At 58.6% G+C, this 14,032-nt stretch carries 12 protein-coding genes and 1 tRNA gene; 9 read left to right on the top strand and 4 right to left on the bottom strand.

Annotation, left to right across the window (positions count from 1 at the left end):
* Nucleotides 1-6: 6 nt before the first annotated feature.
* A complete protein-coding gene (locus ACZ47E_RS06390) occupies nt 7-177 on the bottom strand; it encodes a hypothetical protein (protein ID WP_464016917.1) in 171 nt (56 codons plus the stop codon).
* Nucleotides 174-503 carry a hypothetical protein gene (locus ACZ47E_RS06385; protein WP_152596193.1) on the bottom strand — a complete coding sequence of 110 codons (330 nt, stop codon included), beginning with the start codon at nt 501-503 and terminating at the stop codon, nt 174-176. The genes ACZ47E_RS06390 and ACZ47E_RS06385 overlap by 4 nt, the downstream gene beginning before the upstream one ends.
* Nucleotides 504-734: 231 nt before the next feature.
* Here ACZ47E_RS06385 and ACZ47E_RS06380 point away from each other — a divergent pair.
* The 7 genes from ACZ47E_RS06380 (at nt 735) to exoR (ending at nt 9,271) form a co-directional block, all read left to right on the top strand.
* Nucleotides 735-808 (top strand) — tRNA-Cys (locus ACZ47E_RS06380).
* Nucleotides 809-1,051: 243 nt separating this feature from the next.
* The gene (locus ACZ47E_RS06375) at nt 1,052-1,723 is read left to right on the top strand and encodes a protein-L-isoaspartate O-methyltransferase family protein (protein ID WP_022556281.1); all 672 of its coding nucleotides are present in this window, start codon (nt 1,052-1,054) and stop codon (nt 1,721-1,723) included.
* Nucleotides 1,724-2,115: 392 nt separating this feature from the next.
* The gene (popZ, locus tag ACZ47E_RS06370; RefSeq protein ID WP_278066804.1) at nt 2,116-3,078 is read left to right on the top strand and encodes a cell division protein PopZ; all 963 of its coding nucleotides are present in this window, start codon (nt 2,116-2,118) and stop codon (nt 3,076-3,078) included.
* Between the two features lie 238 nt (nt 3,079-3,316).
* A complete protein-coding gene (locus tag ACZ47E_RS06365) occupies nt 3,317-6,160 on the top strand; it encodes a valine--tRNA ligase (RefSeq protein ID WP_035211956.1) in 2,844 nt (947 codons plus the stop codon).
* A gap of 463 nt (nt 6,161-6,623) precedes the next feature.
* Nucleotides 6,624-7,913, top strand: a complete 1,290-nt coding sequence (locus tag ACZ47E_RS06360; RefSeq protein WP_278066803.1) for an OmpP1/FadL family transporter — start codon at nt 6,624-6,626, stop codon at nt 7,911-7,913.
* Nucleotides 7,914-8,181: 268 nt separating this feature from the next.
* Nucleotides 8,182-8,475, top strand: coding sequence for a hypothetical protein (locus tag ACZ47E_RS06355; RefSeq protein WP_278067460.1), 294 nt, complete (start codon nt 8,182-8,184; stop codon nt 8,473-8,475).
* Nucleotide 8,476: 1 nt separating this feature from the next.
* Nucleotides 8,477-9,271: an exopolysaccharide production regulator ExoR gene (gene exoR, locus ACZ47E_RS06350; RefSeq protein ID WP_004442165.1), complete on the top strand. Its 795-nt coding sequence runs from the start codon at nt 8,477-8,479 to the stop codon at nt 9,269-9,271.
* A 35-nt stretch (nt 9,272-9,306) separates the two neighbouring features.
* On the opposite strand, the gene xth is transcribed toward exoR, so the two are convergent.
* Both xth and erpA read right to left on the bottom strand, forming a co-directional pair.
* Nucleotides 9,307-10,104 (bottom strand): exodeoxyribonuclease III, encoded by a 798-nt coding sequence (xth, locus tag ACZ47E_RS06345; protein ID WP_004442163.1) that lies wholly within the window; start codon nt 10,102-10,104, stop codon nt 9,307-9,309.
* Between the two features lie 277 nt (nt 10,105-10,381).
* Nucleotides 10,382-10,714 (bottom strand): iron-sulfur cluster insertion protein ErpA, encoded by a 333-nt coding sequence (erpA, locus tag ACZ47E_RS06340; protein ID WP_003515615.1) that lies wholly within the window; start codon nt 10,712-10,714, stop codon nt 10,382-10,384.
* A 215-nt stretch (nt 10,715-10,929) separates the two neighbouring features.
* Here erpA and ACZ47E_RS06335 point away from each other — a divergent pair, with 215 nt between their 5' ends.
* Nucleotides 10,930-12,147 carry a deoxyguanosinetriphosphate triphosphohydrolase gene (locus ACZ47E_RS06335; RefSeq protein WP_278066802.1) on the top strand — a complete coding sequence of 406 codons (1,218 nt, stop codon included), beginning with the start codon at nt 10,930-10,932 and terminating at the stop codon, nt 12,145-12,147.
* A 74-nt stretch (nt 12,148-12,221) separates the two neighbouring features.
* On the top strand, nt 12,222-13,979 hold the full coding sequence (argS, locus tag ACZ47E_RS06330; protein ID WP_004442158.1) for an arginine--tRNA ligase: 1,758 nt from the start codon (nt 12,222-12,224) through the stop codon (nt 13,977-13,979).
* Nucleotides 13,980-14,032: the final 53 nt, after the last annotated feature.

The following is a 14,032-nucleotide window of genomic DNA, read 5'->3' as shown; positions in this document are numbered from 1 at the left end:
TGGCGGTCAGTTTGACTTGAATATCTCCCGCTGCGGGTAATGCTCCCAGCAATGCCAGGATGACTTCTCGGCCTTCGACCGGCTGAAGCCGAAACCGCCCCACTGCTTGCAGCCCGGATGCTCGCACCAGTGGTTCTCGTGAATGCCGTCGCCGGCCTTGTTGGTTTGGTCGCTCATGCCTTCACCTTTATACCAACGACAGGAGGCAGCCCAGCCTCTTGTCTCAACAGGTCATAGTGATCTTCCACCTTGCGTGCCGCCTCGTGCACGTCTGGCGCATAGCCGCCCTGTGGAAGCACCTTGACCCTGATGCGCCTTGAATGCCCTCCATCCCATTTGTAGGTACCGCGCATCGGGCCAGTCTCTTGTTCAGAGATTCGGCCGACTATCTCCCCCTCGACAATGCATACGAAGTCGTTGAGCAGTTCGCCGTTCAGGCCACGCTCGCCTTTCCACGTTCTCATCCAGAGATGTCTGCGTTGGTATTTTTCATCATCGCGCACGGGCTTTCCCTCCGGTGACAGAGTTTCGTTTTCCCTTGATGTCTTGATGCGCGCCGCCCAGCGCTGGTGCTGATTATGGGATAGGCAGGGAGGGAGTCAACGCCGCTTTAGGCGAACGTGTGCAGAACGGCTATTCAGAATAAAAAAAGGACGATATTCAGAATGAGCCTCTTGCGCATCGATTAGGATTATTCTAAATCCCCGCCACGACAGCGAAAAAGCTGTCAGTGAGGCCTCGTGGCGGAGTGGTGACGCAGAGGACTGCAAATCCTTGTACCCCGGTTCAATTCCGGGCGAGGCCTCCAAAATTCTCCCACGGTACGATAATTTTTCCTGTTCCGCGTCACGATTGGCGACGTCTCGCCGTTTGTTCCGCGAAGAAAACCACTGCCATCCTGCTTTTTACCCCACATCCGTCTTACCGCGCTTGAAAGCGCGCTCTTGGCCAATTATGAGATTATTCAAAGGCGAGGGGAGGCCCGCGCCGTTTTGAGCTTTTGGAGCCGGGACTTCCCGACCGGCATCCGTGAAATTGAGGCGATAACGACATGATGGATTTCGAAACCGCGCGCGCCAATATGGTCGACAGCCAGCTGCGTACGACCGACGTGACTTCGCATTCGGTGCTGAAGGCGTTTCTGAGTGTGCCGCGCGAGGCGTTCGTGCCGACGGGTGCACGGCAGATTGCCTATGTGGATGAGGATTTGCAGATCTGTCCCGCCCGGGATGGCCGCCCGGCACGTTATGTCATGAAGGCCTCGCCGCTCGCGAAGCTGCTGCAGCTCGCGGCCGTTTCGAGGGAGGACGTGGTCCTGGAAGTCGGCGGTGGTTCCGGTTATGCGGCCGCCATCCTGTCCCAGCTTGCCGGCTCCGTCGTTTCGCTCGAATGCGATGAAGCGCTCGCCGCACAGGCGACCGAAACGCTCGCTTCGCTTGGCTATGACAATGTCGCTGTCGTCACCGGCGATCTCGAAAAAGGTTATGCGAGCGAAGCGCCTTACGATCTGATTTTCGTGAACGGCGCTGTCGAGGAAGTGCCGGCGGCACTTACCGAGCAGTTGCGCGATGGCGGGCGTCTCGTCGTCGTTGTCGGATACGGCAATGCCGCAAAGGCCACCGTCTATCGCCGCGATGGCGCCAGCACGTCGGCCGCGACCTTCTTCAATGCTTCGGTCAAGCCGCTGCCGGGTTTCGCCAAGGCAGCCGAATTCGTTTTCTGATCACCGTACCATCATTCTGTTCTTGACGCCGGGGTGGAATTTCCACCCCGGCGTTTTTGTGAAGATTGGAAATTTATCCCGTGTGCGTCTTCGAGAACATCGCGCCCACAAAGCTGTGTATCATCACGAAACTTGTCGAATCAGTGATTTAGTTCGTGGCTATGCTACCCTAAACTAAGGTGATTCGGGGTGTGCGTATTTCTGCCCCGCATGACCCCTGCAGCGGGTTGCGAAGATGCGGAGCGTCTTTCTCAGGCCTGTTGCAGACTGTCGGCGCGGCGGTTGTTTTCGGCTGCCGCTGCCGTGATGTGCAGATTGAACAGGTGCGAAGTGCCCCTGGCATCCGAAGGGATGCGAGGCCGGGTGCTAGAGAGTGGAAACCGGGGATTGATATGGCTCAGCCAAGCGTAGCGCGTGAACCGTCCATGGAAGAGATTCTGGCGTCGATACGCCGGATCATCGAAAGCAACGAGCCAGGGCCCGCCGGCGCATTTTCCGGCCAGTTACCGCCGGTTTATGACGATGAGGACGAGGCGGCAGGCGACGCAACTTACATGACGGAGCCAGCCAGCCCGCCGGCCCGCGTCCCTCCGCCGGCAAACCAGGCCTTTGGCGCACGGCCTGCACAGGATTTTTCACCGGCTTATGAACAATCCCTGGCCGAGCCCCAGGAAATCCCCGTCGAAAAGACGATGTCGCTCGCCGATGTCGCCGCGCGGGTTCGCGCTGCCGCAGACCGCAACGCCGCCATGGGGCCGCAGGCCTTCGCCTCGCAGGGCCAGCGCGCGGCGATGCAGGCTTCTCCAGCTTCCTCTTCTCCCGCCGTGGCGCAGACCGAACGGGCCGCCCCACAGCGTCCGACGGATGTACGGCCGCTGATGGTGGCGGCTGCGGCAACTGCTGCGGAACAGCAGGCGCCCGCCGCTTCCGAGGACCGGGCCGCTGCCGCTGCCATCGAAAGCGCGCCTGTACCGGAAAACCATTTTGATCATATGGCGCTGCGCGGTGCGATTGAAACCGCCGTCGCCGAGGAGGTTTTCGACATCGACGTGCAGGAACCCATTGCCGAGGCGCCGTCACTCGATCTGGTTGCGCCGCAGCCGGAAGACAAAGCACAGGCCGGCTCCGACCTGTCGCTCAACCTCATCTCGGCCGCCGCGGGCGCGCAGATCGCGCGTTCCTTCAGTGAGCTGGCCGAGGTTTTCGACGGCGTCGAACGTCGTTCGATCGAGGACATGGCGGCCGAGATGCTGCGTCCGATGCTGCAGGAATGGCTGGAAGACAATCTGCCAACCCTGGTGGAGCGTCTCGTGCGCGAAGAAATCGAGCGCGTGGCGCGCGGCTCGCGCCGCTGATTTTACGCTGGCCGCAGGGCCTGGTGCTTCCCGCCCGCCTCGGGAGGCGTGGCATCGGCGTTAAACAGGGGCCGCCCGGCACAGGGGCGGCTTTTTTATTGAAGATGAAAGCGTTATCGGGGCATAGTCGGCCATCGGGTCGCTCACGGAGCGTCCTGAGGGTCGGTTTCTGTTGACTCTCGACTGTCCATCCTTATTTAAAAAATCCACACAAGAACTCTAAAATTCAGGTCAGGAAATGCTCGAAAAGACCTACGATTCCGCCACCGTCGAACCGAAGATCGCCAAAGCCTGGGACGAGGCTAACGCTTTTCGTGCCGGCGCCAACGCCAAGCCGGGCGCGGAAACCTTCACCATCGTCATCCCGCCGCCGAATGTGACGGGGTCCCTGCACATGGGCCATGCGCTCAACAACACGCTGCAGGATATTCTGGTCCGCTTCGAGCGCATGCGCGGCAAGGATGTGCTGTGGCAGCCGGGCATGGACCATGCCGGCATCGCCACGCAGATGGTCGTCGAGCGCAAGCTGATGGAGCAGCAGCTTCCAGGCCGTCGCGACATGGGCCGCGAGGCCTTCGTGGAGAAGGTGTGGGAATGGAAGGCCGAATCCGGCGGCCTGATCTTCAACCAGCTGAAACGTCTCGGCGCGTCCTGCGACTGGTCGCGCGAACGCTTCACCATGGATGAAGGTCTCTCCGAGGCTGTTCTCGAAGTTTTCGTCACGCTCTACAAGCAGGGCCTGATCTACAAGGACAAGCGCCTCGTCAACTGGGATCCCAAGCTGCTGACTGCGATTTCCGACATGGAAGTCGAGCAGATCGAGGTCAAGGGTAATCTCTGGCACCTGCGCTATCCGCTCGAAAAGGGCGTTACCTATCAGTACCCGACCGCATTCGACGAGGAGGGCAAGCCCACCGAGTTCGAGACCCGCGACTATATCGTTGTCGCCACGACGCGTCCGGAAACCATGCTTGGTGATACCGGTATTGCCGTGAACCCGGAAGACGAGCGGTATAAGGGCATCGTCGGCAAACACGTCATCCTGCCCATTGTCGGTCGCAGGATTCCCATCGTCGCCGATGATTACGCCGACCCGACCGCCGGTACGGGTGCGGTCAAGATCACGCCCGCGCATGATTTCAACGACTTCGAAGTCGGCAAACGCTGTGGCCTGCGCGCCATCAATGTCATGAATATCGATGGTACCATCTCCATCAAGGAGAACGAGGATTTCCTCGAAGGCCTCGACCATCCGGCGGCGCTGCATGGCGCATGGGACCGTCTGGAAGGTCAGGACCGTTTTGCCGCCCGCAAGATCATCGTCGAAATTTTTGAGGAAGCCGGCCTGCTCGACAGGATCGAGCCGCACAAGCATGTGGTGCCGCATGGCGACCGCGGCGGCGTGCCGATCGAGCCGCGCCTGACGGACCAGTGGTGGGTCGACAACAAGACGCTGGCGCAGCCGGCGATTGCCTCGGTTCGCGAAGGCCGCACCAATTTCGTGCCGAAGAACTGGGAAAACACCTATTTCCAATGGATGGAGAACATCCAGCCCTGGTGCATCTCGCGGCAATTGTGGTGGGGACACCAGATTCCGGCATGGTACGGCCCAGACGGGCAGGTGTTCGTCGAGAAGACCGAGGAAGAGGCGCTGCAGGCGGCCATCCAGCATTACATCGCCCATGAAGGCCCGTGGAAGGCCTGGGTCGAGGAAAAGCTTGAGAACTTCGCTCCGGGCGAAATCCTGACGCGCGACGAAGATGTGCTCGACACCTGGTTCTCTTCTGCGCTCTGGCCGTTTTCGACGCTCGGCTGGCCGGAACAGACGCCGGAACTGGCGCGCTATTATCCGACAAACGTGCTTGTCACCGGCTTCGACATCATCCCCTTCTGGGTGGTGCGGATGATGCAGATGGGCCTGCATTTCATGAAGGACGACGCCGGTAACCCGGTTGAGCCGTTCAGCACGGTCTATATTCATGCGCTGGTTCGCGACAAGAACGGCCAGAAGATGTCGAAATCCAAGGGCAACGTCATCGACCCGCTGGAACTGATCGATGAATATGGTGCCGATGCGCTGCGTTTCACGCTTGCCATCATGGCGGCGCAGGGTCGCGACGTGAAACTCGATCCGGCACGTATTGCGGGTTACCGCAATTTCGGCACGAAGCTCTGGAATGCGACGCGCTTTGCCGAGATGAATGGCGTGAAGCGTGACCCGCATTTCCTGCCGGAAACCGCCTCGCTGACGATCAACCGCTGGATCCTGACCGAGCTTGCCAACACGGCCCGCGATGTGACGGCGGCACTTGAGAACTTCCGCTTCAACGATGCGTCAGGCATTCTCTACCGTTTCGTCTGGAACCAGTTCTGCGACTGGTATCTGGAACTGCTGAAGCCGGTCTTCGGCGGCGACGATGAAAAGGCCAAGTCGGAATCGCAGGCCTGCGCGGCTTATGTTCTGGATGAGATCTACAAGCTGCTGCATCCTTTCATGCCGTTCATGACGGAAGAGCTTTGGGCGCATACGGCCGGTGAGGGCAAGGAGCGCGATGATCTGCTTTGCCTTACCGACTGGCCGGAGCCGGAGTTCCGCGACGACGCCGCGGCTGCGGAAATCAACTGGCTGATCGATCTCGTGTCCGGCATTCGTTCGACGCGCGCCGAGATGAACGTGCCGCCGGGTGCCACTGCCTCGCTGGTGGTCGTTGGCGCCAATACCTCCACGGAAGCACGGCTCGATCGCCACGCCGCCGCTATCCGGCGTCTGGCGCGGGCCGATGAAATCCGTGCCGCCGATGTCGCGCCGAAGGGATCGGCCCAGATCATCGTCGGTGAGGCGACCATCTGCCTGCCGCTTGGCAATCTGGTCGATCTTGCGGCCGAAAAGGCTCGTCTCGAGAAGGCGATCGGCAAGGTGGACGCGGAAATGGAACGCATCGACAAGAAGTTGTCGAACGAGAAATTCGTGGCCAATGCCGATCCGGAAGTCGTTGCCGCCGAACGCGAGCGCAAGGCTGAGCTGGAAATTCAGCTCGCAAGCCTGAGAACGGCGCTCACGCGGGTAAGCGAAGCGGGGTGACATGCCGCTTGCGGCTTTGCATGAACAAAAACGCCCCGCTAAAAACGGGGCGTTTTTGTTATGGAGCGACAGGGTCGCCGTCTATCGATTGCTGCGTTGCAACGACGAATCATGTTGCTCGCTGGAGGGCGATCATTTCTCGCCATCTCGCGCTCGAAAATCTCCCGATCAGTCAAAAAAGCCAACAAAAACGGCGTGATAAGCGGCTTTCTTCGGGAAACGCGCGTGTGTGGTTATTTGGCGACAATTCCCGTCACGCGTGGGAAATTGTTTCATTTTGTGTCGTGTCGCTTCCGTTTAATTAGAAAAATAACCTAAAATGATTATGCAAGGGGATGGACATGAAATTCTTACGTAAAAAATGGAGAAGTGTCGCAGAACTGTGCCAGTGTGCGGCAGATTGTCATTTTCCGCGAAGCGCTTCACTCTTTTGATGATCACATTGCCTTGATTGGGGAGAGAGATGGCAAAAACTGCAATTTTTCGCGGCGCGGTATGTTTCGCAGTCAGCATCGCGGCGGTAACGCCTTCACTGGCCGGCGGTCTCGAGCGCGGCGGTTATAATATCGATCTGTTGTTCGATCCGTCCGATTACGTTCTCGACAGCTCCGCGACCTTCGTCGCACCGCAGCGCAAGATAGAGAATGCGCGGGACAATCCGCTGAAAAGTGGCCCCTTGCCTGCATCCTGGTCCAGGACGGCAGATGACTCCGAAAACTTCTGGTCGACCCGCATCGGGGCCAAGGCATCGATCGGCGATTTCGGCGACTGCATGTTCGACTATTCGCAGCCCTGGGGCGCGCATCTCAATCCCGGTATCTGGCAGGGATCGAGCTACAATATCGAAACCAAGGTCAAGTCGCACAATTACGCGACCACCTGCCGGGTGAAGTTCGATCTTGGCAAGGGTGACTTCTCGATTATCGGCGGCGGCTTCTATCAGGAATTGAGCGGCTATAAGTATCGTCAGGTTCTCGGGCCGGCCGTTCTGGGCCTCAATCCGGCCTGGTCCGGCTTCAGCGGCGTCGGCAAACTTGAGATGGAAGGTGACGGCTGGGGCTGGCGCGCCGGCATGGCCTACGAGATTCCCGAGATCGCGTTCCGCGCCAGCCTTGTTTATAACAGCGCTGTCGATCACGATTTGACCGGCTTCGCCGATGTTAGAGGGATCCCACAGACACCGCCGTCCATATCTCCGACGCTTGCAAAATACGGCGGCAAGCTCGTGCCGATCTATGGCTCTGTTTCCATGCCAGACAGCATCGAACTAAAAGTTCAATCCGGCATAGCGCCGGACTGGCTTGCTTTCGGTTCCGTGAAGTGGACAGACTGGAGCCAGATTCAGGTCATTCCTTTCTGCGCGGTCGGCACATCTCCCTGCGTCCCAAGTGGCGCAGACACCCTGAACACGCTTGACCTGTTCTATCGCGACGGCTGGACGATCTCCGGCGGCGTTGGTCACAAGTTCAACGAACAGTGGAGCGGAGCCGTCAGCCTGACCTGGGATCGCGGTACGTCCACGGTCATCGGCACCCAGACAGATACGTGGACGCTCGGCACACAGATTGTCTATTCGCCCAACAAGAACATCGAGTTCAAGATTGCCGGCGCTCTCGGCCTCCTGACCTCGGGCAGCTCCTCCATCAATGGCGGACCCTGCGGCGCTGGTTTCACCTGCGGCAACGAGGCAGGCTACGATTTCGGCAACGACCTCGTGGCAGCCATCTCGACGGGTGTGAAGGTCAAGTTCTGATCTGATCCTTTCGCTAATGCTAAAATAAAGGTCCGGTTTACCAACCGGGCCTTTTTTCATGTCCGACTATGATTCCTTCTCGATAAAATTTTCTGACCCGAAAGTTTTGTGACGATTTGGCAACACTTTTCTGCAAGCGTGGGGTCGCGTTGGAATGTGAGCATATCTGTCCATTTCCCGCCACAAACAGGGTGCTTGGCTTATGTTTAGGGCGGCGGGATCGGAAGAACATGCAGGCGTTTGATGTGGGCCCGCGGGGTTGCAGAAAGTGAAAACAGGTTTGGATTCAGGGTTTAAGCAAGTAATACGGGAATTTCGTCCGGATTTCTTGTTTGGCGCTGACCGGTGGATGGCGGAACGCCGTTATATTGCCGGAAATTATGCCTATATCTGTCTAACTGGAAAATTTGGGCAATTGCCGCAGGAGACCACCGGTGGTGCGCTGGAAAGTGCTGCCGGAAAGACGCAGTGTGTTCGAAAAATCGCGACCCGGCGGGGTTCGGCTTTGCAGTATTCCGCAAGTATTGGCTATATGCCGGGAAGAGTGAGAGAAGTTCGCTGAAATGCTGAAATGTGAAGCCAACGTTTTAAAGCCGCTCCTCATGGGCATGTTGCTTGCGTCGCTCGCAATGCCTGCCGCGGCTTTTGACATCAATGCGGGCGTGACCAAGGAATCCGGCCCCTTCGACCTGTTCAAGTTCGGCTTCAAGGCCTACAAGAACGGCAACAAGGGTGAAGCTGTCGAGGCCTATCGCTACGCGGCCGAAAAGGGCCATACAGGCTCGCGCTGGGCGCTTGCCAACATGTATGCCTATGGCGATGGCGTCGCCAAGAACGACTTCGAAGCTTTCAAGATCTACAGCGAAATCGCCAATCAGGGTGTCGAACCGGGATCGGAGGATACGGGCTTTTTCGTCAATGCGCTGCTGTCTCTCGCTGATTATTACCGCCACGGCATTCCCGGAAGCCCCGTCAAAATGGACCTTTCACAGGCCCGACAGCTTTATTTCCAGGTTGCTTCCACCTTCGGTGTGGCTGAGGCCCAGTTCCGTCTGGCAGAGATGATTCTTGCCGGCGAGGGTGGCCGCGCGGATGTGCAGCAGGCAAAGAAATGGCTCAACCAGGCCCGCAAACACGGCCATGCCGGCGCCATGTCGATTTTCGGCAACCTGATCTTCCAGGAAGGCCAGACGACGCAGGGCCTCGCCTTCATGACGGCGGCGCTGGATAAATGCACGGCGGCGGACTGCACCTGGATTCAGAACCTGCAGGAGCAGGCCTTTTCGCTGGCGGGTGAGAACGATCGCCGCGCGGCAATCGCAATGGCGCAGACCATGCGGATTGACGATCCGGATTGAAAATTGCCGCGCCAGAGCTCGGTAAAGATGGCCTGTCAGCCAGCGGGGCTGAAATCGAAGTAACCGCAGACCGGCACGTGGTCGGATGGTTTTTCCCACGCACGCACATGTTTTTCGATGCTGACCGATTCCAGCCTGTCGGCTGCTTCGGCTGACAGCATCAGATGGTCGATGCGGATGCCGTTATTTTTCGGCCATGCGCCGGCCTGATAATCCCAGAAGGAATATAGTCCTGCTTCATCCGTCGTCGCACGTGCGGCATCGGTAAAGCCAAGGTTCTCCAGCTTGCGGAAGGCTGCGCGGGTCTTCGGCAGAAACAGCGCGTCACCTTCCCACACGCGGGGGTCGTGACAATCGAACGGTTCCGGAATGACGTTGTAGTCCCCCGCGAGGATCAGCGGCTCCTCGAACGCGAGGCGATCTTCGGCAAAGCGCCGCAGCCGCTCCATCCAGGCGAGCTTGTAGGGATATTTGACCGGATCGTCAGGCGGATTGCCGTTCGGCAGGTAAAGCGAGCAGACGCGGATGGCGCCACCGTCGACGGAAAACACGCCTTCGATGAAACGCGCCTGCTCGTCGGCATCATCACCCGGCAGGCCACGATTGACCTCATCGGGCTTCACCTTGGAGAGCAGGGCAACGCCGTTGAAGCCCTTCTGGCCGTGGGTCTCGACGTGATAACCAAGCGCCTCAATCTCCAGCCGCGGAAACCCCTCATCGACCGACTTGATCTCCTGAAGGCAGACGATATCAGGCGAAGAATCCTTCAGCCACTGGCAGAGGTTTTCGATGCGCGCCTTGACGCCGTTGATGTTCCAGGTGGCAATCTTCATCGGAGTTTCCCTTTTGTGAGGGTACTTTTACCCGATGCAAAAGCGATTGCCACCGTTTTTGGAAGGTGGTGGCGAGGATGTGGTGGATAGAGGGGAGGTTTGTAGAGTGAATTGGGCCGCGAAGTCAGCGTCATGTCTCTACCCCCTCATTCCTGTGCTTGTTACAGGAATCCAGCCGACGCGCGTCTGCGCGGCGGGGAGACAGGGATGAGGCAGGAGAGGGACGCGGATCACCTCAAAGCTGAGAGCATTGAGGCAGAGCCGCGGACCGTTTCACTCAGATCGAGAAGCTGGTGCCGCAGCCGCAGCTTGCCACGGCATTGGGGTTCTTGATCTGGAAGGACTGGCCGAGCAGATTATCGACGAAGTCGATTTCAGAGCCCGCCATATAGACGACCGAAAGGCTGTCGATCAGCACCTTGGCATCACCGCGCGCAATCACGATGTCGTCATCGGCGGGGTCTTCGGCCAGATCGAACTTGTAGGAGAAGCCCGAGCAGCCGCCGCCTTCGACGGAGACGCGCAGCGCCTGTTTGCCGGCGTCGGCGGCGACGATCTGGGCGATTCGCTTTGCCGCTGCTTCCGAAAGGGTAATGTCGCTGTTTTCCATGTCGTTCCTCCTGCCGGGGTCAAGAACCGGAGAGCAATAATCTCGTTGTCACCATTATAAACCGGTCAAATTAACGGTCTATAGCCTGTGTGAGGGCGTCTGCGCGGCGATGATGCTTTGCGCTGACCTCTGCGATAGGTATGAAGGGTGAATGAAAAGGTCAATGGCCGAGACCAAAAGGAAGTCGCCGCCATAAGAAGTCAACAGGTGGATGCATGATCATAGACCAGCGCGCATTGGGTTTCGGAAGTGGGGAGAGGGCGGTTTTCGCCTCGGATCCATGGACGACGCGCGGGCGTCTGTTTCCGGAAGAAGGAAGCCTGACGCGTTCCGAATTCCAGCGTGACCGGGACCGCATCGTCCACACGACAGCCTTTCGCCGCCTGAAGCACAAGACGCAGGTCTTCATCAGCCCCGACGGAGACCATTACCGCACGCGGCTTACCCACACCATTGAGGTGGCGCAGATTGCCCGGGCGCTCGCCCGCGCGCTGAAGCTGGACGAGGATCTGGCCGAAGGCGTGGCGCTGGTGCATGATTTCGGCCACACGCCTTTCGGCCATACCGGCGAAGACGCGCTCGATGCGGTGCTGTTGCCCTATGGCGGGTTTGACCACAATGCACAGTCCCTGCGTATCGTCACCAAGCTGGAGCGCCGTTATGCCGAATATGACGGCATCAACCTGACCTGGGAAACGCTGGAAGGTCTCGTCAAGCATAATGGCCCGCTGGTGAACGCGAAGGGTGAGGGGATCAAAGGGCCGGTTCCGCTGCCCATCCTCGAATATTGCGAGTTGCAGGATCTCGAGATCGGCAGCTATGCCAGCCTTGAGGCGCAGGTGGCGGCGATTGCCGATGACATCGCCTACAATACCCACGATATCGATGACGGTCTGCGGGCCGGTTATCTCACCTTCGACATGCTGGAGGAGGTACCATTCCTCAGCGGCCTGATGGCGCAGGTGCGGGCGAAATATCCCGTGCTCGACAAGGAACGTTTCGCCAACGAGATCATGCGCCGCCAGATCACTCACATGGTTGAGGATGTGATCGGCGTGGCGCAGCAAAATCTTGCCCGGCTGAAGCCGCAGCGGGCTGCCGACATCAGGGCCGCCGATTTTACCGTCGCCACCTTTTCGCCTGGGATGGCCGAGACTGACAGGCAGATCAAGAAGCTGCTGTTTGCCCATATCTACCGGCACCCGGACATCATGCGCATCCGCGCCGGCGCGACGCAGATCGTCACCGATCTTTTCCACCGATATATGGAAACGCCGGCGGAGATGCAGAGCCACTACTGGGTAGACAGCATTTCCGGCATGAGCGTCGCCGCAAAAGCCCGGCATGTGGGCGACTATCTGGCCGGCATGACCGATAGTTATGCACTGCGCGCCCACCAGCGGCTGTTTGACCACACCCCCGATTTGAGATAGGGCAGCGGGCGATCGCGAAGCCGACCGGCTAAAATACCGGACATGAACAGAAGCCCTTCGCGCAGGTTGGAACGATGAACATTTTTGCCGATTTCGATACCAGGATCAAAAACGCGCTCGAGACCCTCGACCTCGTGAAAGAGAACCGCGAAAAGGTCGATTTCAGTCGAATTACCGTCGAATCCCCGCGTGATCTCAGCCACGGCGATGTCGCAACCAATGCCGCCATGGTGCTGGCGAAACCGCTCGGCACCAATCCGCGCGCCCTGGCCGAACTCATCGTGCCGGCGCTTCAGGCGGATGGCGATGTCGATAGCGTCAATGTCGCGGGTCCCGGCTTTATCAATCTCAAAGTGTCGGTTGGTTACTGGCAGCGTCTGCTGGCAGATATGATCAACCAGGGTATCGATTTCGGCCGCTCCACCATCGGTGCGGGCCAGAAGATCAACGTCGAATATGTCTCGGCCAACCCGACCGGCCCGATGCATGTCGGCCATTGCCGTGGCGCCGTGGTCGGCGACACGTTGGCGAACCTGCTCGCATTTGCTGGTTACGGCGTCACCAAAGAATATTACATCAACGATGCCGGCTCGCAGATCGATGTGCTGGCCCGTTCGGTGTTCCTTCGGTATCGCGAGGCGCTGGGCGAAGATATCGGCACCATCCCGTCCGGTCTCTATCCCGGTGATTACCTCGTTCCCGTCGGCCAGGCGCTGGCCGATGAATATGGCATCAAGCTGCGCGCCATGCCTGAAGAAAAGTGGATGCCTATCGTCAAGGACAAGGCGATCGACGCGATGATGGCGATGATCCGCGAGGATTTGGCGCTTCTCAACGTCCGGCACGACGTGTTCTTTTCGGAGCGCACGCTGCATGAGGGCAATGGCGGGCCGATCCTGTCGGCCATCAACGACCTCACCTTCAAGGGCCATGTCTACAAGGGCACGCTGCCGCCGCCGAAGGGCGAATTGCCTGATGACTGGGAAGACCGCGAACAGACGCTGTTCCGCTCCACCGAAGTGGGCGACGATATGGACCGCGCGCTGATGAAGTCGGACGGTTCCTACACCTATTTCGCCGCCGACGTCGCCTATTTCAAGAACAAGTTCGACCGTGGTTTTTCCGAGATGATCTATGTGCTCGGCGCCGACCATGGCGGTTACGTCAAGCGTCTTGAAGCCGTCGCGCGCGCCGTCTCCGAGGGCAAGTCGAAGCTGACGGTTCTTCTGTGCCAGCTCGTCAAGCTGTTCCGCGATGGTGAGCCGGTGAAGATGTCGAAGCGCTCCGGCGACTTCGTGACCCTGCGCGACGTTGTCGACGAAGTGGGTCGCGATCCGGTGCGATTCATGATGCTTTATCGGAAGAATTCCGAGCCGCTGGACTTCGATTTTGCAAAAGTGACCGAACAATCGAAGGATAATCCGGTCTTTTACGTGCAATATGCGCATGCCCGCTCAATGTCGATCTTCCGGCAGGCGCAGGAAGCGTTTCCGGGGCTTTCTCCTTCGGCTGAGGAGATGGCGGCATCTGTATCTTTGATCAGCGATATCAATGAGTTGCAGCTGGTTGCAAAACTCGCGGAATATCCGCGCCTGATCGAATCCGCGGCCCTTTCGCATGAGCCGCACCGGCTTGCTTTTTACCTCTATGATCTCGCCAGTTCCTTCCATGGACACTGGAACAAGGGTAAAGACCATCAGGAATTACGTTTTATTAACGATAAAAACCGAGAATTGAGCATTGCCAGACTTGGGCTGGTGAATGCTGTCGCGAATGTTCTGAGGTCTGGACTGACGCTTTTAGGAGCGGACGCACCTGACGAAATGCGATAACATCTCACCATTATTTGCTCACAATACGCTGGCAAGAGCTGCAATGCGTAGAT

Source organism: Agrobacterium sp. 5Ca39 (assembly GCF_055382365.1).
The sequence above is the reverse complement of the archived record's forward strand: the minus strand, read 5'-3'. Positions and strand labels throughout refer to the sequence as shown.